This window comes from Pseudomonas sp. 57B-090624, from assembly GCF_003234055.1.
Lineage (GTDB): Bacteria > Pseudomonadota > Gammaproteobacteria > Pseudomonadales > Pseudomonadaceae > Metapseudomonas > Metapseudomonas tohonis.
Genome location: NZ_QKRU01000025.1, coordinates 1 through 23,428, shown reverse-complemented (window position 1 = coordinate 23,428; position 23,428 = coordinate 1). Strand labels below are relative to the sequence as shown.

General features: G+C 69.1%; 18 protein-coding genes. 12 read left to right on the top strand and 6 right to left on the bottom strand.

The features are described from left to right. Window positions 1-74 precede the first annotated feature (74 nt). The 4 genes from DMX10_RS13560 to DMX10_RS13545 all read left to right on the top strand — a co-directional run bounded on the left by DMX10_RS13560 (window position 75) and on the right by DMX10_RS13545 (window position 9,169). On the top strand, window positions 75-1,364 hold the full coding sequence (locus DMX10_RS13560; protein WP_111261553.1) for an MdtA/MuxA family multidrug efflux RND transporter periplasmic adaptor subunit: 1,290 nt from the start codon (window positions 75-77) through the stop codon (window positions 1,362-1,364). Continuing rightward, window positions 1,361-4,456 carry an MdtB/MuxB family multidrug efflux RND transporter permease subunit gene (locus tag DMX10_RS13555; RefSeq protein ID WP_111261552.1) on the top strand — a complete coding sequence of 1,032 codons (3,096 nt, stop codon included), beginning with the start codon at window positions 1,361-1,363 and terminating at the stop codon, window positions 4,454-4,456. Before DMX10_RS13560 ends, DMX10_RS13555 begins: the two co-directional genes overlap by 4 nt. A gap of 121 nt (window positions 4,457-4,577) precedes the next feature. Further along, window positions 4,578-7,685 (top strand): efflux RND transporter permease subunit, encoded by a 3,108-nt coding sequence (locus DMX10_RS13550; RefSeq protein WP_111261551.1) that lies wholly within the window; start codon window positions 4,578-4,580, stop codon window positions 7,683-7,685. Next, window positions 7,682-9,169, top strand: a complete 1,488-nt coding sequence (locus DMX10_RS13545; protein WP_111261550.1) for an efflux transporter outer membrane subunit — start codon at window positions 7,682-7,684, stop codon at window positions 9,167-9,169. The genes DMX10_RS13550 and DMX10_RS13545 overlap by 4 nt, the downstream gene beginning before the upstream one ends. A 389-nt stretch (window positions 9,170-9,558) precedes the next feature. Here the strand turns inward: DMX10_RS13545 and DMX10_RS13540 are convergent, their stop codons facing one another. After that, the gene (locus DMX10_RS13540; protein ID WP_111261549.1) at window positions 9,559-10,416 is read right to left on the bottom strand and encodes a LysR family transcriptional regulator; all 858 of its coding nucleotides are present in this window, start codon (window positions 10,414-10,416) and stop codon (window positions 9,559-9,561) included. Between the two features lie 105 nt (window positions 10,417-10,521). On the opposite strand from DMX10_RS13540, the gene DMX10_RS13535 reads away from it, so the two are divergent. Together DMX10_RS13535 and DMX10_RS13530 are read left to right on the top strand one after the other, a co-directional pair. Beyond that, window positions 10,522-10,983 (top strand): nucleoside deaminase, encoded by a 462-nt coding sequence (locus tag DMX10_RS13535; protein WP_111261548.1) that lies wholly within the window; start codon window positions 10,522-10,524, stop codon window positions 10,981-10,983. Next, the gene (locus tag DMX10_RS13530) at window positions 10,970-12,166 is read left to right on the top strand and encodes a CynX/NimT family MFS transporter (protein ID WP_111261547.1); all 1,197 of its coding nucleotides are present in this window, start codon (window positions 10,970-10,972) and stop codon (window positions 12,164-12,166) included. The genes DMX10_RS13535 and DMX10_RS13530 overlap by 14 nt, the downstream gene beginning before the upstream one ends. A gap of 6 nt (window positions 12,167-12,172) precedes the next feature. Here the strand turns inward: DMX10_RS13530 and DMX10_RS13525 are convergent, their stop codons facing one another. Next, the gene (locus tag DMX10_RS13525; protein WP_111261546.1) at window positions 12,173-13,174 is read right to left on the bottom strand and encodes a TRAP transporter substrate-binding protein; all 1,002 of its coding nucleotides are present in this window, start codon (window positions 13,172-13,174) and stop codon (window positions 12,173-12,175) included. Window positions 13,175-13,566: 392 nt separating this feature from the next. Here DMX10_RS13525 and DMX10_RS13520 point away from each other — a divergent pair, with 392 nt between their 5' ends. Together DMX10_RS13520 and DMX10_RS13515 are read left to right on the top strand one after the other, a co-directional pair. Beyond that, window positions 13,567-14,310, top strand: a complete 744-nt coding sequence (locus DMX10_RS13520) for an SDR family oxidoreductase (protein ID WP_111261612.1) — start codon at window positions 13,567-13,569, stop codon at window positions 14,308-14,310. A gap of 107 nt (window positions 14,311-14,417) precedes the next feature. Then, window positions 14,418-16,463, top strand: coding sequence for a WG repeat-containing protein (locus DMX10_RS13515; RefSeq protein ID WP_111261545.1), 2,046 nt, complete (start codon window positions 14,418-14,420; stop codon window positions 16,461-16,463). Here DMX10_RS13515 and DMX10_RS13510 read toward each other — a convergent pair. Beyond that, on the bottom strand, window positions 16,452-17,789 hold the full coding sequence (locus DMX10_RS13510; protein WP_111261544.1) for a heavy metal sensor histidine kinase: 1,338 nt from the start codon (window positions 17,787-17,789) through the stop codon (window positions 16,452-16,454). The genes DMX10_RS13515 and DMX10_RS13510 overlap by 12 nt on opposite strands. Then, a complete protein-coding gene (locus tag DMX10_RS13505; RefSeq protein ID WP_111261543.1) occupies window positions 17,789-18,469 on the bottom strand; it encodes a heavy metal response regulator transcription factor in 681 nt (226 codons plus the stop codon). The genes DMX10_RS13510 and DMX10_RS13505 overlap by 1 nt, the downstream gene beginning before the upstream one ends. A 144-nt stretch (window positions 18,470-18,613) precedes the next feature. Here DMX10_RS13505 and DMX10_RS13500 point away from each other — a divergent pair, with 144 nt between their 5' ends. From DMX10_RS13500 to queF, 4 genes are all read left to right on the top strand, one after another. Beyond that, on the top strand, window positions 18,614-19,162 hold the full coding sequence (locus DMX10_RS13500) for a plastocyanin/azurin family copper-binding protein (RefSeq protein ID WP_111261542.1): 549 nt from the start codon (window positions 18,614-18,616) through the stop codon (window positions 19,160-19,162). Beyond that, window positions 19,159-20,832 (top strand): copper resistance system multicopper oxidase, encoded by a 1,674-nt coding sequence (locus DMX10_RS13495; protein WP_111261541.1) that lies wholly within the window; start codon window positions 19,159-19,161, stop codon window positions 20,830-20,832. The genes DMX10_RS13500 and DMX10_RS13495 overlap by 4 nt, the downstream gene beginning before the upstream one ends. Continuing rightward, window positions 20,819-21,520 (top strand): copper resistance protein B, encoded by a 702-nt coding sequence (locus tag DMX10_RS13490; protein WP_111261540.1) that lies wholly within the window; start codon window positions 20,819-20,821, stop codon window positions 21,518-21,520. Before DMX10_RS13495 ends, DMX10_RS13490 begins: the two co-directional genes overlap by 14 nt. Before the next feature lie 78 nt (window positions 21,521-21,598). Beyond that, entirely contained in the window at window positions 21,599-22,429 is an 831-nt protein-coding gene (queF, locus tag DMX10_RS13485; RefSeq protein ID WP_111261539.1) for an NADPH-dependent 7-cyano-7-deazaguanine reductase QueF, read from the top strand. Window positions 22,430-22,517: 88 nt separating this feature from the next. On the opposite strand, the gene DMX10_RS13480 is transcribed toward queF, so the two are convergent. Beyond that, entirely contained in the window at window positions 22,518-22,781 is a 264-nt protein-coding gene (locus DMX10_RS13480; RefSeq protein ID WP_111261538.1) for a DUF4404 family protein, read from the bottom strand. 128 nt (window positions 22,782-22,909) lie between these two features. Next, the coding region (locus DMX10_RS13475; protein WP_256604800.1) for an HAD family phosphatase at window positions 22,910-23,428 on the bottom strand (519 nt) is incomplete at its 5' end.

The following is a 23,428-nucleotide window of genomic DNA, read 5'->3' as shown; positions in this document are numbered from 1 at the left end:
AGGCGGTAAAGAGGCTTTGCCTCGGGACGCCGAGTGCTTATCGTGCACGCTCTCGCACAGACCGACCTTCAATCATGTCCTCGATACAAGACTCTCGCCCCTCCCGTTCCCGCAACTGGCTGATCATCACCCTCTGCCTGGCCGCCCTGGTGGCGCTGGTGTGGTGGTTCTGGCCGGCCTCGTCCAGGCACGCCGATGCCGAGGCGAGCCGCACCCGCCCCGGCCCCGCCGGCATGGCGCGCCCGGGCTTCGGTGCATTCGGCGGGCCGGTACCGGTGCGCGTGGCGGCCGCCAGCGAAGGCGACTTCCCGGTGTTCTACAAGGCGCTGGGCACCGTGACTTCGCTGAACACGGTGAACGTGCGCAGCCGGGTCAACGGCGAGGTGATGAAGCTGGCCTTCGAGGAAGGCCAGCAGGTGAAGGCCGGCGACCTGCTGGCGGTGATCGACCCGCGCCCCTATGAGGTGGCGCTGCAACAGGCCGAGGGCACGCTGCTGCAGAACCAGGCGCAGCTGAAGAACGCCGAGATCGACCTGGCGCGCTACCGCGGCCTGTACGCCGAGGACAGCATCGCCAAGCAGACGCTGGACACCCAGGAAGCGCTGGTGGGCCAGTACAAGGGCACGGTGAAGGCCAACCAGGCGGCGGTGGCCGATGCCAGGCTCAACCTCAGCTTCACCCAGGTGCGCGCCCCGGTGACCGGCCGCGTCGGCCTGCGCCAGGTGGACCTGGGCAACCAGGTGAGTTCCGGCGACACCACGCCGCTGGTGGTGATCACCCAGACCAAGCCCATCAGCGTCGTTTTCACCCTGCCGGAGAACCAGCTGCCGTCGGTGGTCACGCGCTTCCGCGCCGGTGACTCCATGGCGGTGGAGGCCTGGGACCGTGGCGACACCCTGAAGCAGGCCGAGGGCGTGCTGCAGAGCCTGGACAACCAGATCGATACCGCCACCGGCACCCTGAAGTTCAAGGCGCGCTTCGCCAACGAGGGCGAGACGCTGTTCCCCAACCAGTTCGTCAACGTGCGCCTGCTGGCCGACACCCTCAAGCAGGCGGTGCTGATCCCGTCCGCCGCCGTGCAGTTCGGCAACCAGGGCACCTTCGCCTACGTGATGGACGGCGACAAGAAGGTGCGCGTGCAGGCCCTGGAAACCGGGCCGAGCGATGGCGAGCGCACCGTGATCAAGGCCGGGCTCAAGGCCGGCGAGCGCGTGGTGCTGGAAGGCACCGACCGCCTGCGCGACGGCAGCGAGGTGGAGGTGGTGCACGACAGCGGCCAGGTGCCGACCCAGCCCAGCGAGCAGCTGCAAGGCGCGGACAAGGGCGCCGAGAAGGGCGGCAAGGCTGAAAAAGGCGGCGTATGAACATCTCCCGCCTGTTCATCCTGCGGCCGGTCGCCACCACGCTGAGCATGCTGGCGATCCTGCTGGCCGGCCTGATCGCCTACCGCCTGCTGCCGGTCTCGGCGCTGCCGGAGGTGGACTACCCGACCATCCGCGTCATGACCCTGTACCCGGGCGCCAGCCCGGACGTGATGACCAGCGCCGTGACCGCGCCGCTGGAACGCCAGTTCGGGCAGATGCCGGGGCTGACGCAGATGTCGTCCACCAGCTCCGGCGGCGCCTCGGTGATCACCCTGCGCTTCAGCCTGGAGGTGCAGCTGGATGTGGCCGAGCAGGAGGTGCAGGCAGCCATCAACGCGGCCACCAACCTGCTGCCCAACGACCTGCCGGCGCCCCCCGTCTATAACAAGGTCAACCCGGCCGACACCCCGGTGCTGACCCTGGCGGTGAGCTCCAGGACCCTGCCATTGCCGCAGTTGCACACCCTGGTCGACACGCGCATGGCGCAGAAGCTGTCGCAGATCAGCGGCGTCGGCATGGTCAGCATCGCCGGCGGCCAGCGCCAGGCGGTGCGCATCAAGGTCAACCCGGAGGCGCTCGCCGCCAATGGCCTGAACCTCTCGGACGTGCGCTCGCTGGTCAGCGCCTCCAACGTCAACCAGCCCAAGGGCAACTTCGACGGCCCGACCCGCACCTCGATGCTGGACGCCAATGACCAGCTGAAGTCGCCGCAGGAGTACGCCAACCTCATCCTCGCCTACAAGAACGGTGCGGCACTGCGCCTGAAGGACGTCGCCGAGATCGTCGAGGGCGCGGAGAACGAGCGCCTGGCCGCCTGGGCCAACCAGAACGAGGCGGTGCTGCTGAACATCCAGCGCCAGCCCGGCGCCAACGTCATCGAGGTGGTCGACCGCATCCAGGAACTGCTGCCGAAGATGACCGCCAACCTGCCGGCGGGCCTGGACGTGGTGGTGCTCACCGACCGCACCCAGACCATCCGCGCCTCGGTCACCGATGTGCAGCACGAGCTGCTGATCGCCATCGCCCTGGTGGTGATGGTGACCTTCCTGTTCCTGCGCAGGGTCAGCGCCACGCTGATCCCGTCCATCGCCGTGCCGCTGTCCCTGGTGGGCACCTTCGGGGTGATGTACCTGGCCGGCTTCTCGGTGAACAACCTGACGCTGATGGCCCTGACCATCGCCACCGGCTTCGTGGTGGACGACGCCATCGTCATGCTGGAGAACATCGCCCGCCACCTGGAGGAGGGCGCCACGCCGCTGGAGGCCGCGCTCAAGGGGGCGAAGCAGATCGGCTTCACCCTGATCTCCCTGACCTTCTCGCTGATCGCCGTGCTGATCCCGCTGCTGTTCATGGCCGATGTGGTGGGGCGGCTGTTCCGCGAATTCGCCATCACCCTGGCGGTGGCCATCCTGATATCCCTGGTGGTGTCGCTGACCCTCACGCCGATGATGTGCGCGCGGCTGCTCAAGCCCGAGCCGGAGGAGAAGGAGCAGGGCCGCTTCTACCGCGTCAGCGGTGCCTTTATCGACGGCATGATCAAGCGCTATTCCCACGGCCTGCGCTGGGTGCTGCGCCACCAGGCGCTGACCCTGCTGGTGGCCGTCGCCACCCTGGGCCTGACCGTGGTGCTCTACCTGGCGGTGCCCAAGGGCTTCTTCCCGGTGCAGGACACGGGTGTGATCCAGGGCATCACCGAGGCGCCGCAATCGGTGTCGTTCCGCGCCATGAGCGAGCGTCAGCAGCGCCTCGCCGAGCTGGTGCTGAAGGACCCGGCGGTGGCCAGCCTGACCTCCTACATCGGTGTCGACGGCGACAACGTCACCCTCAACAGCGGGCGCATGCTGATCAACCTCAAGCCCCACGGCGAGCGCGACGTCACCGCCAGCGAGGTCATCCAGCGCCTGCAGCCGCAGCTGGAACGCCTGGTGGGCATCCGCCTGTACCTGCAGCCGGTGCAGGATCTGACCATCGAGGACCGGGTCAGCCGCACCCAGTTCCAGTTCAGCATGGAGTCCCCGGACGCCGAGCTGCTGCGCGAGTGGACCGGCAAGCTGGTGGACGCCTTGCGCCAACAGCCGGAGCTGTCCGACGTGGCCAGCGACCTGCAGGACAAGGGCCTGCAGGTGTACCTGGACATCGACCGCGACATGGCCGGGCGTCTGGGTGTGGAAGTCTCTGCCATCACCGATGCGCTCTACGACGCCTTCGGCCAGCGGCAGATCTCCACCATCTTCACCCAGGCCAGCCAGTACCGCGTGGTGCTGGAGTCCGCCACGGGCGACCGCATCGGCCCGCAGGCGCTGCAGCAGCTGCGCGTCGCCGGCACCGACGGCGTGCAGGTGCCGTTGGCCACCCTGGCGCGCATCGAGGAGCGGCAGACGGAGCTGGCGATCAACCACATCGGCCAGTTCCCGGCGGTGAACCTGTCGTTCAACCTGGCCCCCGGCGTCGCCCTGGGCGAGGCGGTGGCGGTGATCGAGCGGGTGCAGCAGGAGATCGGCATGCCGGAAGGCATCCAGACCCGCTTCCAGGGCGCGGCGGCGGCCTTCGAGGCCTCGCTGTCGAGCACGCTGCTGCTGATTTTGGCAGCGGTGGTGACCATGTACATCGTCCTGGGCGTGCTCTACGAGAGCTACATCCACCCGGTGACCATCCTCTCCACGCTGCCCTCGGCGGGCGTCGGCGCCTTGCTGGCCCTGCTGCTCTCGGGCAACGACCTGGGCCTGATCGCCATCATCGGCATCATCCTGCTGATCGGCATCGTCAAGAAGAACGCGATCATGATGATCGACTTCGCCCTGGAGGCCGAACGCCACCAGGGCATGAGCCCCGAGGACGCCATCTACCAGGCCGCGCTGCTGCGCTTCCGGCCGATCCTGATGACCACCCTGGCCGCGCTGTTCGGCGCCGTGCCGCTGATGCTCGCCACCGGCTCCGGCGCCGAACTGCGCCAGCCCCTGGGCCTGGTGATGGTGGGTGGTTTGCTGGTGAGCCAGGTGCTGACGTTGTTCACGACGCCCGTTATTTATCTGGCCTTTGATCGGTTGTCGCGACGGTTTACCGGGCGGAGTGCGGCGGGGGTGGAGGTATGACGGGCGTCAGCGGCAAGTTGCAAGCGGCAAGCTGCAAGTGGGTCCGTGCGGGCGGTGAGGTTGATTCTGGCCTGCTCTTTTCTTGCGGCTTGAAGCTTGTCGCTTGGAGCTGCGTTCAGCCATGAACCTCTCCGCCCCCTTCATCCACCGCCCCGTCGCTACGATGCTTCTGAGCCTGGCGATCATGCTGCTGGGCGGCATGAGCTTCGGTTTGTTGCCGGTGTCGCCGCTGCCGCAGATGGATTTCCCGGTGATCACGGTGCAGGCGAGCCTGCCCGGGGCGAGCCCGGAGATCATGGCGTCGAGCGTGACCACGCCGCTGGAGCGTTCCCTGGGGACCATGTCCGGGATCACGCAGATGACCAGCCGCACCAGCCAGGGCTCGACGCGGATCATCATCCAGTTCGACCTGGACCGTGACATCAACGGCGCCGCCCGCGATGTGCAGGCGGCCATCAACGCCTCGCGCAACCTGCTGCCCAGCGGCATGCGCAGCATGCCCACCTACAAGAAGGTCAACCCGTCGCAGGCGCCGATCATGGTGCTGTCGCTGACCTCCGACGTGCTGGAGAAGGGCCAGTTGTACGACCTGGCCTCGACCATCCTGGCCCAGAGCCTGTCCCAGGTTAAGGGCGTGGGCGAGGTGCAGATCGGCGGCAGTTCGCTGCCGGCGGTGCGGGTGGAGCTGGAGCCGCAGCTGCTCAACCAGTACGGCCTGTCGCTCGACGAGGTGCGCAGCCGTATCGCCGCCGCCAACCAGCGCCGGCCCAAGGGGGCGGTGGAGGATGATGGGCGCCATTGGCAGGTGGGTGCCAGCGACCAGTTGGAGAAGGCCGCCGACTATGCGCCGCTGATCCTCCGCTATCAGGAGGGTTCGGCCCTGCGCCTGGGCGATGTGGCCAAGGTGCGCGACGCGGTGGAGGACCGCTACAACAGCGGTTTCTTCAACGACGAGAACGCGGTGCTGCTGGTGATCAACCGCCAGGCCGGCGCCAACATCATCGAGACCATCGAAAGCATCAAGGCGCAGCTGCCGAGCCTGCAGGCGGTGCTGCCGGCCAGCGTCAAGCTGAACCAGGCGATGGACCGCTCGCCGGTGATCCGCGCCACCCTGCACGAGGCCGAGCGCACCCTGCTGATCGCCGTGGCGCTGGTGATACTGGTCGTCTACCTGTTCCTCGGCAGCCTGCGTGCCTCGCTGATCCCGGCGCTGGCGGTGCCGGTGTCGCTGGTGGGCACCTTCGCGGTGATGTACCTGTGCGGCTTCTCCCTCAACGTGCTGTCGCTGATGGCGCTGATCCTCGCCGCCGGGCTGGTGGTGGACGACGCCATCGTGGTGCTGGAGAACATCTCGCGGCACATCAACGACGGCATGCCGCCGTTCAAGGCGGCGCTGCAGGGCACCCGCGAGGTGGGCTTCACCCTGCTGTCGATGAACCTGTCGCTGGTGGTGGTGTTCGTCTCCATCCTGTTCATGGGCGGCATCATCGACCGCATGTTCCGCGAGTTCTCCCTGACCCTGGCGGCGGCCATCCTGGTGTCGCTGCTGGTGTCGCTGACGCTGACCCCGATGCTCTGCGCGCGCTGGCTCAAGCCCCACGTGCCGGATGCCGACAGCCGCATGCAGCGCTGGAGCGAGGCCATCCACGAGCGCATGACGCGGCTCTACGACGTCACCCTCGGCTGGGCCCTGCGCCACCCGCGCCTGACCCTGCTCAGCCTGTTCGTCACCATCGGCCTCAACGTCGCGCTCTACGTGATCGTGCCCAAGACCTTCCTGCCGCAGCAGGACACCGGGCAGTTGATCGGCTTCATCCGTGGCGACGACGGCCTGTCCTTCACCGTGATGCAGCCGAAGATGGAGATCTTCCGCCGTGCCGTGCTCAAGGACCCGGCGGTGGAGAGCGTGGCCGGCTTCATCGGCGGCAGCGGCGGCATCAACAACGCCTTCATGATCGTGCGCCTGAAGCCGATCAAGGAGCGCGGGCTGTCGGCGCAGAAGGTCATCGAGCGGCTGCGCAAGGAGATGCCGCTGGTGCCCGGCGGCCGGCTGATGCTGATGGCCGACCAGGACATCATGACCGGCGGCTCCCGCGAGCAGCGCAGCTCCGAGTACGAGTACGTGCTGCAGGCCGAGGACCTGGGCGACCTGCGCACCTGGCTGCCGCAGGTGACCGCCGCGCTGAAGGCCCTGCCGGAGCTGACCGCCATCGACGCGAAGGAAGGCGAGGGCGCCCAGCAGGTGACCCTGAAGGTGGACCGCGAGACGGCCAAGCGCCTGGGCATCGACATGAACATGGTCACGGCGGTGCTCAATAACGCCTACAGCCAGCGGCAGATCTCCACCATCTACGACAGCCTCAACCAGTACCAGGTGGTGATGGAGGTCAACCCGAAATACGCCCAGGACCCGGCGACCCTGGAGCAGGTGCAGGTGATCACCGCCGACGGCCAGCGCGTGCCGCTGTCGAGCTTCGCCCACTACGAGCGCAGCCTGGAGGAGGACCGGGTCAACCACGAAGGCCAGTTCGCCTCGGAGAGCATCTCCTTCGACCTGGCGCCGGGCGTGAGCCTGGACCAGGCCACCGTGGCCATCGAGAAGGCGGTCGCCGCCATCGGCATGCCCAGCTCGGTGGTCGCGCGCCTGGGCGGCACCGCCGACGCCTTCGCCAGCACCCAGCAGAACCAGCCGTGGATGATCCTCGCCGCCCTGGTGCTGGTGTACCTGGTGCTGGGCATCCTCTACGAGAGCTACATCCACCCGCTGACCATCCTTTCGACGTTGCCGTCGGCGGGGGTGGGGGCGCTGCTGACCATCCAGCTGATCGGTGGCGAGTTCAGCCTGATCTCGCTGCTGGGGCTGTTCCTGCTCATCGGCATCGTCAAGAAGAACGCCATCCTGATGATCGACCTGGCGCTGCAGCTGGAGCGCAACGACGGCCTGTCGCCGGCCGAGTCGATCCATCGCGCCTGCCTGCTGCGCCTGCGGCCGATCCTGATGACCACCCTGGCCGCCATCCTCGGCGCGGTGCCGCTGCTGATCGGTGGTGCGGAAGGCGCGGAGATGCGCCAGCCGCTGGGCGTGACCATCATCGGCGGCCTGGTGCTGAGCCAGATCCTCACCCTCTACACCACCCCCGTGGTCTACCTGTACCTCGACCGCCTGCGCCATCGCTTCAACCGCTGGCGCGGCGTGCGTACCGACGCTTCGCTGGAGACACCGCTATGAGTCCGCAAACCCGCCGTCTTTTCCCGGTGCTGGCCCTGGCCATCGCCCTGGCCGGTTGTGCCGTGGGGCCGGATTACCAGCAGCCCGACCATGCCGTGCCCGCCCGCTTCAAGCACGCCGAGGGCTGGAAGGCCGCCGCCCCCGCCGACGCCCTGGCCCGTGGCGCCTGGTGGGAGCTGTACGGCGACGCCACCCTGAACGACCTGCAGCAGCGCCTGGAAACCTCCAACCAGACCCTGGCGCAGTCCGTCGCCCAGTTCCGCCAGGCCCAGGCGCTGGCCCGGGGCGCGCGCGCCTCGTTCTTCCCCTCGGTGAGCGCCAACGCCAGCAAGACCCGCTCCGGCCAGGGCGGGAGCAGCAGCACCGTGCGCCTGTCCGACGGCTCCACCGTCACCAGTGGCGGCAGCGGCGGCATCTCCAACAGCTACAGCGCCACCCTCGGGGTGAGCTGGGAGCTGGACCTCTGGGGCAAGCTGCGCCGCCAGCTGGAAGCCGACAGCGCGAGCATGCAGGCCAGCGCCGCCGACCTCGCCGCCGTGCGCCTGAGCCAGCAGTCCGAGCTGGCACAGAACTACCTGCAACTGCGGGTGATGGACGCGCAGAAGCGCCTGCTTGATGCCACCGTGCAGGCTTACGAGCGCTCGCTGAAACTCACCGAGAACCAGTTCCGCGCCGGCATCGTCACCCGCGCCGACGTGGCCCAGGCGCGCACCCAGCTCAAGAGTACCCAGGCCCAGGCCATCGACCTCAAGTACCAGCGCGCGCAACTGGAGAACGCCATCGCCGTGCTCATCGGCGTGCCGCCCTCCGAGTTCGACCTGGCCGAGGTGGACAGCGTCCCGAGCCTGCCCCAGGTGCCGGCGCTGGTGCCCTCGCAGCTGCTGGAGCGCCGCCCGGACGTGGCTTCGGCCGAGCGCAAGGTGATCGCCGCCAACGCACAGATCGGCGTGTCCAAGGCCGCCTACTACCCCAGCCTCAACCTCAGCGCCACCGGGGGCTACCGCAGCGGTGGCCTGAGCGACTGGATCAGCACGCCGAACCGCTTCTGGTCCATCGGCCCCGAGTTCGCCCTCAACCTGTTCGACGGCGGCCTGATCCGCTCCCAGGTCGACCAGGCCGAGGCCAGCTACGACCAGACGGTGGCCAGCTACCGCCAGACCGTGCTCGACAGCTTCCGCGAGGTGGAGGACTACCTGGTCCAGCTCAGCGTGCTGGAGGAGGAGAGCGGCGTGCAGCAGGAGGCCCTGGAGTCCGCCCGCGAGGCCCTGCGCCTGGTCACCAACCAGTACAAGGCCGGCCTGCAGGACTACAGCAGCGTGGTTTCCAGCCAGGCCACGGCGCTCTCCAACGAACGCACCGTGCTCACCCTCACCGGCACGCGCCTGACCGCCAGCGTCCAGCTCATCGCCGCCATGGGCGGTGGTTGGGAGCAGGGCCGTCTGGAACAGGTGGATTCTGACGACCAAGGCCAGCCGACGCCCTGAGCGGGGCGGCTGGCACGTTGCCCTGCATCCTGCTCGTAGGATGGGTAGAGCGAAGCGAAACCCATGCGGTTGTGCGGTGACCCAATGCCTTTGTGCATGGGATCGGCTTCGCTCGGTGGATGAAAAGAGCGCCATCCCCCCTACGCAGCGGTCACGTCCATCCGTCGTGGAAGCGAATTCATTCGCGAACGGCGTTCGTGCCGGGCATCGCGGTTATTGGCTGCCCCCGCCACAGAGCCTGACCAGCCCGTAGGATGGGTAGAGCGAAGCGAAACCCATGCGGTTGTGCGGTGACCCAATGCCTCTGTGCATGGGATCGGCTTCGCTCGGTGGATGAAAGAGCGCCATCCACCCTGCGCCGCGGGAAAGTGGGTTTGTCGCGGATGCCCCTACAGGTCTGCGCCATCTGGGCTGAGGAGCCTGACCAGGCGCTCTTCCAGCTCGCGGCCGGCGCTGCCCTGGCCTTGGCGGCTGTAGAGGGCCAGGCGTACGCCCTGGATGTCGGGCAGGCCGCTGGCGGCGTCGAGCACGCGGTGCTGGTCGGTGGCGACGCGCAGGGGCAGGAGGCTGATGCCGAGGCCCGCGGCGACGGCGGAGCAGACGCTGGCGAGGCTGGCGCTGGAGTAGGCGATGCGCCAGCGGCGGCCCTGCACGTCGAGGCCGTGGAGCATCTCGTTGCGATACAGGCCGCCGGCGGGGAAGGCCACCAGGGGCAGGGGCTCGCGGCCCAGCGCCGGGTTGTCGCGGCTGTCGAACCAGCCCATGGGTTCCGGCCAGGAGGCGAGGCAGTCGTCGCTCTCGCCCATCTGCTTGACCAGCAGCAGGTCGAATTCGCCGCCCTGCCAGGCACGGCGCAGGTCCGGGCCCAGGCCGCTGGTGACTTCCAGGCGCGTGCCGGGGTGGTTGGCGGCGAAGGCGGCCAGCAGCGGCATCAGCCGTTCGGCGGCGAAGTCCTCGGGCACCCCCAGGCGCAGCACACCGGCGCTTTCCAGGTCACCCATGGCGTCGCGCGCTTGCTCGTGCAGGGCGAGGATGCGTCGCGCGTAGCCCAGCAGCCGTTCGCCCTCGACCGTGGCCACCACGCGACGCTGGCTGCGGTCGAGCAGGCGGCAACCGGCGTCTTCCTCCAGGCGTCGCACCTGCTGGCTGACGGTGGACTGGGTGAGGTGCAGGCGCTCGGCGGCGCGGGTGAAGTTGCCGCAGTCGGCCACCGCCACGAAGCTGCGCAGGAGTTGCGGGTCGAACATGGAGTCATGCCCTCTGCCACTGGTTTGCATGGTCATATTTAATTTCAGAATACCTGGCCGGCTGGACATAATCCGCAGGTTTTCCTCACCTTCGGAGCGATTTCCATGACGGATGACCAGGCATTCCTGCAGCGGGCGGTGGAGCTGGCTCGCGCCAACGTCGAGCGCGGCGGCCGGCCTTTCGGTGCGCTGCTGGTGAAGGACGGTGACGTACTGGCCGAGGCGGTGAACGAGATCCACCTGAGCGGCGACCCCACCGCCCACGCCGAGTTGCTGGCCCTGCGTGCCGCCAGCCAGAGCCTGGGCCCGCGCCTGGAGGGCTGCGTGATCTACGCCAGCGGCCAGCCGTGCCCGATGTGCCTGGCCGCCATGCACCTGAGCGGGGTGAGCCGCGCGGTGTTCGCCATCGCCAACGAAGAGGGCGAGCCCTTCGGCCTCTCCACCGCCGCCATCTACCAACAGATGGCGCTACCCCTGGCGCAGCAGCGCCTGCCGGTGCGGCACTTGCCCCAGGCGGGCGCCACCGCGCTCTACCAGCGCTGGAAGGACCTGCATGCACCAGGCTGAAACCCGCCCCCCGCTGGTCGCCTGGCTGTTGCTGGTGGCCCTGGGGCTGAACCTGCGGCCGATCCTCGGCTCGGTCAGCCCGTTGCTGGGGGAGATCCGCGCGGCCACCGGCCTGAGCTTCCAGGGTACGGCGCTGCTGACCACCCTGCCGGTGATCTGCATGGGCCTGGTGGCGCTGGCGGCGGTGCGCCTGGAAGCGCGCCTGGGTGAGCGACGTGGCGTGGCCATCGGGCTGGCGTTGATCTTCGCTGCCTGCCTGGCCCGCTGGCTCTGCGACCGGGGTGATGCGTTGCTGGGCACGGCGCTGCTGGGTGGCATCGGCGTGGCGTTGATCCAGGCGCTGGTGCCGGCGGTGATCAAGCGCCAGTTCGCCGGGCGCGTGGCGCTGGCCATGGGGCTGTACTCGGCCTCGCTGATGAGCGGTGGCGGGCTGTCGGCCTTGCTCAGCCCGGTGCTGGCCGGGCATTTCGGCCATTGGCAGGCGGGGCTGGGCTTGTGGCTGGTGCCGGCGGCGCTGGCGCTGCTGCTGTGGCTGCGCCTGCCACTGGCGCGGGCCGATTCGTCGCGCGCAAGCGCTGGGCCGGGGCTGCTGGGGGATCGCCGGGCCTGGACGCTGGCGCTGTACTTCGGGCTGATCAATTGCGGCTACATGAGCATGGTGGCCTGGTTGCCGGCCTTCTATCAGCAGTTGGGTTGGAGCCCGACCCGCAGCGGCTCCCTGCTGGCCTTCATGACCCTGTTCCAGGTGCTGGCGGCGTTGGTGATGCCGGCCCTGGCCCAGCGCGGGGTGGACCGCCGCCCGCTGCTGACGCTGTGCCTGGCGGCCCAGGCGGTGGGGTTCGCCGGCCTGGTGTGGGCGCCGCAGCAGGCCACCTTGCTGTGGGTGGCGCTGATCGGCTTCGGCCTGGGGGCGTGCTTTGCGCTGAGCCTGATCCTCACCCTCGATCACCGTCGCGACCCGCGCGAGGCGGGGCAGCTGGCGGCCTTCGTGCAGGGCGTCGGCTTCCTGATCAATGCGGTGTCGCCCTGGCTGACGGGCTGGCTGCGGGAAGTCACCGGGGGCTTCACCAGTGCCTGGGTGGTGCTGGTGGTGATGGTGCTGGCGATGCTGGCGCTGACCCGGGTGTTCAGCCCGGCCAGCTATGGGGTGGCGCCGGGCGGCGAGGTGCCGGCCCGGGCCTGAGGCGGGTTACTGCGACTGCTTGCGGTTGACGATCTGCGCGGCCTTGACGATGTCGGCGCCGATGTCGGGGGTGAACTGCTCCCACACCGGTTGCATGGCGGTGCGCCAGGCCTGGCGTTCCTCGGGGCTGAGGGTCACCAGCTGGGTCTTGCCGCTGCTCTGGATGCGCTGGCGGTCGGCCTGGTTCTGCTGCTCGGCGGCGTGGTTCACCGCGAAGGTGACCTCGTCGATGATGGCTTCCAGCTCGGTGCGGGTCTTGTGCGGGATGGCGTACCAGGTGCGCGCGTTGCTCACCAGCATGTAGTCCAGCACACCGTGGTTGGTCTCGGTGATGAAGGGCTGCACGGTGTTGATCTTCTGGCTGTAGAGGTTGGACCAGGTGTTCTCGGTGCCCTGGACCTTGCCGCTCTGCAGCGCCGCGAAGGCATCGGCGAAGGGCATCGGCACGGCCTTGGCGCCGAGCTGGGCGAACTGCGCCTCGAGCACGCCGGAGGCCTGGATGCGGAAGGACAGGCCGCGGGCGTCGGCCGGCGTGTGCAGGGCGCGGTTGGCCGACATCTGCTTCATGCCGTTGTGCCAGTAGGCGAGGCCGATGATGCCCTTGTCTTCCATGGAGCGCAGCAGCTGGCGGCCCTTGGCGCGCTTCTGGAAGCGGTTGACGGCTTCGAGGTCGTCGAACAGGAAGGGCAGGTCGAAGATCTGCAGCTGCTTGGTGTACTGGTCGAACTTGGCCAGCGACGGGGCCAGCAGGTCCACCTTGCCGTCCGCCAGGGCCTGCAGTTCGTCGGCGTCGCCGAACAGGGTGGAGTTGGGGTAGACCTCCACCTTCACCTGGCCGCCGAGGCGCTCCTGGACCAGTTTCTGGAACATGAGCGCACCCTGGCCCTTGGGCGTGTCGTCGGCGACCACGTGGGAGAAGCGCAGGGTGATGGGGGCTTCGTCCGCCACGGCGTGGCCGATGGGCAGGCTGAGGACGCAGGCCAGGACGGCGATGTACTTCTTGATCATTGATGTCCCTTTCTTGTTATCGGGCAGATAAATGCGCCGTCGCCGGTGGGCGAGGGCGGCAGGCGCAGTGGCGTCCATGGCTGAGCGTCCGGCTGCGTCCTTGTCGTTATGGTAGTTCCCGCTCCGGTAGTTTGCCGGGGCGGTATCGGGCAGGGGCTGGCGGGTGGCCATCGACTGCGACGGACCGGCGATTATCTCCCAGAGCCGGCGCTCCAATGAGCGGAGCACTGCTCAGTTCTGGCAAGTCGCCGCGTGCCGGGGTGACGTGTCGTCGGCTGGCCGCCTCGCCCGTGCCCCTGGCGGATGACCGGCAGGACGGTCGCGACCCGGCCAGCTATACCCAGTGGAGGCCCGGCCTGCCCGAAGTCGCCGTGGCCTTCCCGGAGGGCTCCATGTCGCACCCTGCCAGAACCGCACTCGTCACGGGCGCTTCAAGAGGAATAGGCGCCGCCGTCGCCCTGCGCCTCGCCCTCGACGGCTTCCAGGTCGTGGTCAACTACGCCGCCCGTCCCGAGGCCGCCGAGCAGGTGGTCAGGGCGATCATCCAGGCCGGCGGCAAGGCCTACGCCATCCTCGCCGACGTCAGCGACCCGGCGGCGGTGGCCGCGCTGTTCGACCACGCCGAGATGGAGTACGGCGGCCTCGACGTGCTGGTGAACAATGCCGGCATCATCCAGCCCGGGCAGATCGATCTCGCCGACACCAGCGAGGCGCTGTTCGATCGCATCTTCGCGGTCAACGCCCGGGGCACCTTCAACACCATGAAGCTCGCGGCCAGACGCCTGCGCGACGGCGGGCGGATCATCAATTTCTCCACCAGCGTGGTGGGCCTGGCGCTGCCGGGGTACGCCGCCTATGCCGGCTCCAAGGCGGCGGTGGAGGCGATGAGCCGGGTGTTCGCCAAGGAGTTGCGTGGGCGCGGGGTGACGGTCAATTGCGTGGCGCCGGGGCCGACCGCCACCGAGCTGTTCCTCGATGGCAAGGACCCCGGCACGGTGGAGCGCCTGGCCAACCAGGCGCCCTTGCAGCGCCTCGGCCGCCCTGAGGACATCGCCGGTGTGGTGGCCTTTCTCGCCAGTGACGAGGGCGGCTGGATCAACGGCCAGACGCTGCGGGTCAACGGCGGCATCGTCTGAACCGCTTCGACGCTATCGGAACCGGGAAAAACACCTGCAAGCCCTGTACAGTCGCGCCGCGGAATCCCGCTCGGCGGTCAATCGATACAGGTGCATGGAGTGTTGGCATGGTGAAGGGAAGCAAGGCGCTGTTGGGGGGCCTGGCGCTGCTGCTGGGTGGTGCGGGCACTGCCGAGGCGGCGTCGCAGCTGCTGTGCGGGATGCGCTGGTCGAGCGCCAACGAGGCGGTCGACCAGCGCCTGGGGGGCGACTGCATGCTGGTGACGGCGGAGGGGGCGTTGCGCGTGCCGCAACTGTTCCAGCAGGTGGGCGGGGGACTGCAGGCCGGCCGCTTCGCCTTCAAGCGCGATGAGCTCTGGGGCTATGCCGAGGGTGACGGGCGGGTGCTGGCGGCGCCTTCGTTCAGCATCGCCCGGCCCTTCGTCGAGGGGCGGGCGATGGTCTGCCGCGAGGAAGCCGACCGACGCTTCTGCGGCTACCTGGGCCTGGATGGCGAGCCGGCCTTCCCGCTGGTCGAGGGCCTTTATTTCCTCCGTGACTACCGGGGCGGCCAGACCCTGGTGGCCCCCGATGGCGGTCGGGGCAACTTCTATATGGACGGCAGCGGAAACCGCCAGGAGCCGGGCGCGAGCGCGGCCGGGCGCTGCAACGCCTGGGTGCTGGAGACCCGTTCCGCCCGCGCCCTGGGTCGCTTGCCGGCGGATGGGCGGCTGCCGCTGCCGGGGGCCGATGCCCAGCACCCGCTGGGCGATTGCGCCCAGGTGCTGGAGGCGGTGCCGCCCCTGGAACTGGACCTGGCGGCGCTGTTCAGCGAGTGGCTGCACCTGCAGGTGACCCAGGTGCATGCCCTGCACGAAGGCGTGCGGGTGATGGCGACGGACGGGCCCTGGGGCTGGGGCCTGCTGGATGAGCAGGGCAAGCCGCTGTTCGGCCCGGCGCCCCGGCTGTACAGCGAACCGCTGGAGCTGAGCGTGCGCGAAGGCCTGCTGCCGGTGCGCCTGCCCACCGGCGAGAACCTGGGCCAGGTGCAATCGCCGAGCACGGTGCGCTTCATGGCGCCGGACGGCCGCTACCCGCTGCCGGGCGATTTCGAGGACGCCCACGGCTTCCACGAGGGCCTGGCGGCGGCGCGCTCGCCGCAGAACCACCTGTGGGGCTTCATCGATCACCAGGGCGCCTGGGTGATCGCCCCGACCTACGCCGCCGTGATCGAGGACTTCGAACAGGGGCGGGCGGTGGTGAGCCTGGGGCCCGCCAACGAGCGCGGGGTCGAGGCGCTGATCGACCGCAACGGACAGGTGCTGGCCCGTTACGACGAGCTCCTGGCACGCCACTTCGCCGACCCGCAGCTGGAGCAGTTGCCGGAGCCCCTGCCTTTCCTGCCCTGCGCGCTGAGCGGTGCGAACTACCTCTCGCCCGAGGAGCGGCGGGTGGCGCTGGCCGGGCAGGGCGGTGACTGGGCGGGCCTGTGCAGTGACGATCAATTGCGCGCGAAAGCGCAGCAGATGGCGTTGCGCCTGCACGGCAGCCTGACGCCGGAGCGCTCCATCCTCCAATGGGCCGCTGCCGTCGAGGCCTGGCCGCAGCGCTTGCGTGGCTGCAAGGCTGATGCCGCGTGCCAGCGGGCGCTGCTGGAGGAGGGGTTGGCCGACCCGGGCTGGGCGTCGCCGGAGGCGTCGGGAGCGGGTTCGGCATTGCCCGAGCTCCCCGGCACGGTTTCGCCGGCAACCCAGGAACTCCTGCGTCAGCAGGTGGCGCGATCGGGCAGCTACACGCCCGAAGACGAGGACATGGGCGATGGCTGGGGTGACGCGAGCCTGGGCTTCGGCCGGGTCGACCTGGGCCAGGGCAGGCCGGGCATCCTGGTGTCGCAGAACGTGCAGCGCAGCAACGCCCAGTGGTTGTTCGAGATGGACGCCGCCGGGGCGCCGCGCCTGCTGCTGGAAGGGGCGGGCATGCTCGGGAGGGTTGCCGGGCCGCTGAGCGAAGGCCATGCGCCCGTGCGCCTCCATGCGGACCAGGGGCAGGGCGTTTCCGATTGGCGCTTCGATGGCACGGCCTATGTGCTGGAGGCCTCGTGCTGGCAGGCCTGGGGCACGGATGTGCTGTTCGCCTACGATTGCAAGCCTGCCGGCCCCGACTCAGGGGGCTAGGGGGAACTCCAGCACGAAGCGCGTCCAGCCGCCGGCCGATTCGCAGCGGATGCTGCCGCCGTGGGCGTGGACGATGGAGCGGGTGATGGCCAGGCCAAGGCCGGCGTGTTCCGCCTGGCCTTCGCGGCGCGCCGGGTCGGCGCGGAAGAAGCGGTCGAACAGCCGGGGCAGCAGTTCGGCAGGGATCGGCGCACCGTCGTTGGCCACTTCCAGGCGCACCCCTGCGGCCTCGCGCTGCACGCTGAGGCGGATGTGGCCGCCCGGCGGGGTGAAGCGCAGGGCGTTGTCGATCAGGTTGGACAGGGCGCGGCGCAGCAGGGCGCGGTCGGCCGGCAGGCGGCCGTCGCCCTGGCGGCTGAGGGTGACCTGGCCATCCTCGGCCAGGGGCGCGAAGAATTCCGCGAGGGCATCCAGCTCGTCACCCAGTTGCAGCGGCTCCAGGCGCGTGGCCAGCAGGCCGTGCTCGGCCTTGGCCAGGAACAGCATGTCGTTGACCATTTGCGCCAGGTGCTGCAGCTCTTCCAGGTTGGCGTGCAGGGCTTCGCGGTAGGTGTCGCCGTCGCGCGGCTGGGCGAGGGTCACCTGAGTCTGGGTGAGCAGGTTGGACAGCGGCGTGCGCAACTCGTGGGCGATGTCGCTGGAGAAGGCCGAGAGGCGCTGGAAGGCGTCGTCCAGGCGGCCGAGCATGGCGTTGAAGGCGCGGGTCAGCTCGGCCAGCTCGGGTGGCACCGGGTCTTCGGCGAGGCGGGTGGTGAGGGAGTCGGCAGAGACGCCGGCGGCCACTTCGGCCATGCGTCGCAGGGGGCGCAGGCCGCTGCGCACGGCCCAGGCGCCGAGCAGGGCGGTGGCCAGGGCGCTGAGGCCGACGGTGAGCCAGATCAGCCGTTGCATGCGTTCGAGGAAATGCTGGTGGTGGGTGATGTCCAGGCGCAGTTCCAGCCGTGGCGAGTCCGCACGTGCGGGCTCCAGCGGGGTTTCGAAGCGGCGCCAGGCGATGTCGCCGTGGCTGTCGTGACCGGCGCTGGCCGCGGCCTCACTGTCGAACCAGGGCTCGCCGTCGGCGCCGACGATGCGCAGGGCGAGGTCGGGGTGGCGCTCGAGCTCCGTGCGCAGCTGGTCTTCATGGGGCGCCAGGTCGCCGGGTTGGCGGGCGGGGCCGAGGATGCTGCGGAACACTTCGGCCTTGCCGTCCAGCAACTGGCGGTCGAGCTCGATGAAGTGGGCTTCGCTGGCGCGGTCGAAGAGCACCCCGGCGATCAGCGAGACGGCGGCGGTGCTGGCGGCGAACAGCAGGCTGAGGCGGGCGCCGAGGGACAGGCGGCGCATCAGGCGTCCCGCGCCTCGAGCACGTAGCCCATGCCACGCACGGTGTGGATCAGCTTGGTCGGCCAGGCGTCGTCGACCTTGGCGCGCAGGCGGCGGATGGCGACCTCGATGACGTTGGTGTCGCTGTCGAAGTTCATGTCCCAGACCTGGGAGGCGATCAGCGACTTGGGCAGCACCTCGCCGTGGCGGCGCAGCAGCAGTTCGAGCAGGGCGAATTCCTTGGCGGTGAGGTCGATGCGCTGGCCGTCGCGCTCCACCCGGCGGCGCAGCAGGTCGAGGCGCAGGTCGGCCAGTTGCAGGCTGGTGTCCTGCTGCCCGGCGCTGCCCCGGCGCAGCAGGGTGCGCACGCGGGCCAGCAGCTCGGCGAAGGCGAAGGGCTTGACCAGGTAGTCGTCGGCGCCCAGCTCCAGGCCGTGCACGCGGTCTTCCACGGCGTCGCGGGCGGTGAGGAACAGCACGGGTATCTCCAGGCCCGCCTCGCGCAGGGTGCGCAGCACCTGCCAGCCGTCGCGGCCGGGGAGCATCACGTCGAGGATGATCAGGTCGTAGTCGCCGGTGAGGGCCAGGTGCTGGCCGGCGATGCCGTCGCTGGCGAGGTCGACGAGGAAGCCGGCCTCGCCCAGGCCCTGGCGCAGGTACTGGCCGGTCTTGGGCTGGTCTTCGACTATCAGCAGTTTCATGGGGCACTCGTGGCGGGGAACGGTTGCTTTATACCGCGACGGCGGCCGCCGGTGGCGCAAGCTGACAAAGTTGTAATGTCGCGGTCAGCCAGGCGCCAGCCTGGGGTGCTTAAGGTGGCGCCATCGTCACTCAAGGAGCACCTCATGAAATCCTCCCTCATCGCCCTGGCCCTGGGCCTTTCCATCAGCCTGCCGGTGCTGGCCGACACCCCGGCCGGGGGCTACGGCTTCGGTCACCCGGGCAAGGCCGCCGAGGCCGACCGCACCGTGGAGATCACCCTCGGCGATATGTACTACGAGCCGGCCGAGCTGGACGTGAAGGCGGGCGAGACGGTGCGCTTCGTGCTGAAGAACACCGGCGCCCTGCTGCATGAGTTCAACCTGGGCGACGCCGCCATGCATGCGGCGCACCAGAAGGAAATGCTGCAGATGCAGCAGATGGGCATGCTCACCCCCACCGGCATGGACCACGACAGGGGCCAGATGGACCCCGGCAAGATGGGCCACGACATGGCCGGCATGGACCACGGCGCGATGATGAAGCACGACGACCCCAACAGCGTGCTGGTGGAGCCGGGCAAGACCGCCGAGCTGACCTGGACCTTCAGCGCCGCCACCGGGCTGGAGTTCGCCTGCAACATCCCCGGCCATTACCAGGCGGGGATGGTCGGCCGCCTCAAGGTCACGCCATGAAGCGCACGCTGATCGGCGCCGGGCTGCTGGCCCTGGCCGCCGACGCCCTGGGCGGCAGTTACGACCTGGTGATCGATGAAGGCCGGGTGGAGCTGAGCGACGGCAGCCGGCCGGCGCTGACCATCAATGGCCAGTCCCCCGCCCCGGAGCTGCGTTTCAAGGAGGGCGAGGAGGTGGCGATCCGCGTCACCAACCGCCTGGACCGCGACACCTCGCTGCACTGGCACGGGATCATCCTGCCCTACGACCAGGACGGCGTGCCGGGCATCAGCTTTCCCGGCATCAAGCCCGGGCAGACCTTCACCTACCGCTTCCGCCTGCAGCAGTCGGGCACCTACTGGTACCACGCCCACAGCGATTTCCAGGAGCAGGAGGGGCTGTACGGGCCTCTGGTCATCGAGCCCCGTGCCCGCGAGCCGTACCGCTACGACCGCGAATATACGGTGATGCTGTTCGACTGGCAGGACGAGAAGCCCGAACGCACCCTGGCCAACCTGAAGAAGGACGCCGAGTACTACAACGACCAGAAGCTGACCGTCGGGGACTTCTTCCGCGATGCCGTTCGCGATGGCGTCTGGGCGACGCTGAAGGACCGCTGGGCCTGGGGCGGCATGCGCATGTCGCCGACCGATATCGCCGATGTCAGCGGCTTCCGCTTCCTGGTCAACGGCCGCGACGCCGCGCAGAACTGGACGGCGCTGTTCAAGCCCGGCGAGCGGGTGCGCCTGCGCATCATCAACGCCTCGGGCATGAGCTACTTCGACCTGCGCATTCCCGGGCTGCCGATGACCGTGGTGCAGGCCGACGGCAACGATGTGCTGCCGGTGACGGTAGACCGCCTGCGCATGGCGGTGGCGGAAACCTATGACGTGATCGTGCAGCCCACCGAGGACCGCGCCTATTCGCTGCTGGCCGAATCCATGGACCGGCGCGGCCTGGTGCGCGCCACCCTGGCGCCGCGCGAGGGCATGGCCGGCGAGGTGCCGCCCCTGGGCGCGCCACGCCGCCTGACCATGGCCGACATGGGCATGGCCCACGACATGGGCGACATGGGTGATAGGGCGGGCATGGACCACGGCGCCATGGCCGGGATGGATCACGCTGCCATGGGTCACGGCATGCCTGCGGCCTCGTCTGGCAACCCCGACTATGCGCCGGGCAGCGGTGTGGCGCCGGAGACCGAGGGCGGGCGCGTGCTGGTCTATGGCGACCTCAGGGCGATGCGCCCGGATGCCCGCTACCGCGCGCCGGACCGCACCATCGAGCTGAAGCTCACCGGCAACATGGAGCGTTACTTCTGGTCCTTCGACGGGGTGAAGTATTCGGAGGCCGAGCCCATCCGCCTGCGCTACGGCGAGCGTGTGCGCTTTCGCTTCGTCAACCAGACGATGATGAATCACCCCATGCACCTGCACGGCATGTGGATGCAGCTGGACAAGGGCAACGGCCGGCTCAACCCGCTCAAGCACGTGGTGAACGTGGCGCCCGGCAGCACCCTGGAAGTGGATGTGCCGGCCGACGCCATCGGTGAGTGGGCCTTCCACTGCCACCTGATCTACCACATGGCCAGCGGCATGTTCCGCAAGGTGATCGTCGAGGCGCCCGATGGCAGCAGCCGGTCCCTGGGCGACGCCATGGACATGAAGGAGGCCGCCCATGCGCAGCATTGAGTGGGGGATGCTGGCGGTTCTGGCCAGCCCGGCGGCGCTGGCGATGGACATGGACGCCATGCCCGTCGGTTATTTCGGCTTCGATCGCCTGGAGAGCCGTTTCCACGGCGACGACGCGCAGCTGGCCTGGGAGGCGGAGGGTTGGTACGGCACCGACCTGCACAAGCTGGTGCTGAAGAATGAGGGCCTGCGCGATGCCGGTGGCCCGACCGTGGACAGCGAGACGCAGCTGCTCTATCGGCGCATGGCGAGCGAATTCTTCGACTGGCAGGCGGGGCTGCGTTACGACGACCAGCCGGGGCCTTCGCGCAGCCACGCGGTGCTCGGCCTCAAGGGCCTGGCGCCGCAGTGGTTCGAGGTGGAGGCGAACCTGTTCGTCAGCGAACGGGGCGATACCTCCCTGCGCCTGGAGGCGGAGTACGAGCTGCTGCTGACCCGGCGCCTGGTGCTGGAGCCACGCCTGGAATACGACCTGGCCCTGGCGGACGACCCCGACCTGGGGCGCGGCGCCGGCGGCAGCACGCTGGAGACCGGGCTGCGCCTGCACTGGCGGTTGGCGCCGGACTTCTCGCCCTACGTTGGCTACGAGTGGGAGCGCACTTATGGGCGCAGCGGCGATTGGTTGCGGCAGGAGGGCGAGGCGGACGAGGAGGGCGCCTGGGTGGTGGGGCTGCGCGCCTGGTTCTGAGCGGGCGCCGCGCGGGTTTCACGGCGGGTGGCGGCCTGTATACAATTGCCGGGTTTTCCCGCTCAGGTCGCCTTCCTCATGCAGCATCCCGCCGAACACTCGCCGCTGGGCAAATCCAGCGAGTACATCAGCACCTACAGCCCGCAACTGCTGTTCCCCATCTCCCGCGTGGCGAAGTGGAACGAGCTGGGGCTGACGGCGGAGACCCTGCCTTACAAGGGCGTGGATTTCTGGAACTGCTACGAGCTGTCCTGGCTGACCCCGTCCGGCAAGCCGGTGGTGGCCATCGGCGAGTTCGCCATCCCGGCGGATTCGCCGAACATCATCGAGTCGAAGTCGTTCAAGCTCTACCTCAACTCGCTGAACCAGAGCGCCTTCGCCGATGCCGCCGCGCTGGTGGCGGTGCTGGAGAAGGACCTGTCCGCTGCCGCCGGTGCTCCGGTGCAGGTGCGGGTGCGCAGCCTGGCCGAGGTGGAGGCCGAAGGCGTGGCCCGTGCCGCCGGCGTGTGCATCGACGACCTGGATATCGCCATCGCCAACTACGAGCACCCGCAGCCGGAGCTGCTGCGCGCCGATGCTGGCGAGGTGGTGGAAGAGGCGTTGCACAGCCACCTGTTGAAGTCCAATTGCCCGGTCACCAGCCAGCCGGACTGGGGCACCCTGGTGGTGGAGTACAAGGGCGCGCGCCTGGATCACGCCAGCTTCCTGGCCTATATCGTCAGCTTCCGCCAGCACTGCGACTTCCACGAGCAGTGCGTGGAGCGCGTCTTCCTCGACCTGCAGCGCCTGCTCAAGCCGGAGTACCTGACGGTGCATGCCCGCTACGTGCGCCGGGGCGGGCTGGATATCAACCCCTACCGCAGCACCCACGTGCTGGCGCCGGACAACGGGCGGCTGGCACGGCAGTAGGCGGCCCATTTTTCCGGGCTGAGGCCCGGCTACGGCCCCAGAACGCAAAACCCCGGCACAAGGCCGGGGTTTTTGGTTGCAGCTGCCGTCAGATGCCCATGTTCGCCAGGCTCTGGACGATGTTGCGCAAGGTGCCGGCCAGGGTCGGGTGCTTGATCTCGAAGCGCTCGACCGCGAGGTTGACGCCATCCACCAGGCTGTCGTCGGGCGGGGTGGCCGGCTCGGTGGCCAGTTGCAGTTCGATGTCCTGGATCAGCGTGTTCAGCTCGGCGCGTTCCTCTTCATCCATCGGGGCGTCGCTGGCCAACTGCTCGCGCAGTTCTTGCAGTTGCTGCTGCAGACGTTCAGACATGGCGTTCTCCTTTCATAAGACTTTGGAGTGGACCTCCAGCGGCTGCCAAAAGGTCCCTCGTGTCGTTGAGATTAATCCAGGAGTGAGAGGCGCGCCTGATCCCGATCAAGGCTGTAACAATTGCCGGCTCAGGGCTTTTCCCCCTTCTGCCGGCGCGCTGCCAGGTCGTCCAGGCAGGCGGGCAGTTCGCCCAGGTGGTCGATCACCGAATGGGCGCCCAGGCGGTACAGCTCCAGGGTCGCGCGGGCGCGTAGCGGGTCGCGTTCGCTGCTGGGCAGGGCCTGCCAGTCGCCGAGGGCCTGGCCGCAAAGGCGCCCGCTGGTGGCCAGGCCCACGGTCCACAGCCCGGCGTTGAGCCCGGCCTGGATCAGGCGCGGCTCGCCGCTGACCAGCACGCAGCCTTCGAGGCGATCGACGCCCAGGCTGGCGAGGGCGCTCCAGCAGGCGTCGGGCGCGGGCCAGGGGCGGCAGTCGGGGTCGTTGCCGGCGGCCAGGGTGCTGGCCAGGGGGCCGGAGAGGGCGTGGGTGCTGCCTTCGGGCAGCTCGTCCAGCCGGGCACCGGGGATCTGCCGGGTGGCCAGGAGGTCGAGGAGCTGGTCCAGGTCCTGGGCCGCTTCGGCGTGTTCGTCGGCGGCGCTGGCCAGTGT

Bases quoted from the DNA above. Each gene is read 5' to 3' on its own strand.
- DMX10_RS13560 (WP_111261553.1), top strand. From the start codon at position 75: ATGTCCTCGATACAAGACTCTCGCCCCTCCCGTTCCCGCAACTGGCTG.
- DMX10_RS13555 (WP_111261552.1), top strand. From the start codon at position 1,361: ATGAACATCTCCCGCCTGTTCATCCTGCGGCCGGTCGCCACCACGCTG.
- DMX10_RS13550 (WP_111261551.1), top strand. From the start codon at position 4,578: ATGAACCTCTCCGCCCCCTTCATCCACCGCCCCGTCGCTACGATGCTT.
- DMX10_RS13545 (WP_111261550.1), top strand. From the start codon at position 7,682: ATGAGTCCGCAAACCCGCCGTCTTTTCCCGGTGCTGGCCCTGGCCATC.
- DMX10_RS13540 (WP_111261549.1), bottom strand. From the start codon at position 10,416: ATGTTCGACCCGCAACTCCTGCGCAGCTTCGTGGCGGTGGCCGACTGC.
- DMX10_RS13535 (WP_111261548.1), top strand. From the start codon at position 10,522: ATGACGGATGACCAGGCATTCCTGCAGCGGGCGGTGGAGCTGGCTCGC.
- DMX10_RS13530 (WP_111261547.1), top strand. From the start codon at position 10,970: ATGCACCAGGCTGAAACCCGCCCCCCGCTGGTCGCCTGGCTGTTGCTG.
- DMX10_RS13525 (WP_111261546.1), bottom strand. From the start codon at position 13,174: ATGATCAAGAAGTACATCGCCGTCCTGGCCTGCGTCCTCAGCCTGCCC.
- DMX10_RS13520 (WP_111261612.1), top strand. From the start codon at position 13,567: ATGTCGCACCCTGCCAGAACCGCACTCGTCACGGGCGCTTCAAGAGGA.
- DMX10_RS13515 (WP_111261545.1), top strand. From the start codon at position 14,418: ATGGTGAAGGGAAGCAAGGCGCTGTTGGGGGGCCTGGCGCTGCTGCTG.
- DMX10_RS13510 (WP_111261544.1), bottom strand. From the start codon at position 17,789: ATGCGCCGCCTGTCCCTCGGCGCCCGCCTCAGCCTGCTGTTCGCCGCC.
- DMX10_RS13505 (WP_111261543.1), bottom strand. From the start codon at position 18,469: ATGAAACTGCTGATAGTCGAAGACCAGCCCAAGACCGGCCAGTACCTG.
- DMX10_RS13500 (WP_111261542.1), top strand. From the start codon at position 18,614: ATGAAATCCTCCCTCATCGCCCTGGCCCTGGGCCTTTCCATCAGCCTG.
- DMX10_RS13495 (WP_111261541.1), top strand. From the start codon at position 19,159: ATGAAGCGCACGCTGATCGGCGCCGGGCTGCTGGCCCTGGCCGCCGAC.
- DMX10_RS13490 (WP_111261540.1), top strand. From the start codon at position 20,819: ATGCGCAGCATTGAGTGGGGGATGCTGGCGGTTCTGGCCAGCCCGGCG.
- queF (WP_111261539.1), top strand. From the start codon at position 21,599: ATGCAGCATCCCGCCGAACACTCGCCGCTGGGCAAATCCAGCGAGTAC.
- DMX10_RS13480 (WP_111261538.1), bottom strand. From the start codon at position 22,781: ATGTCTGAACGTCTGCAGCAGCAACTGCAAGAACTGCGCGAGCAGTTG.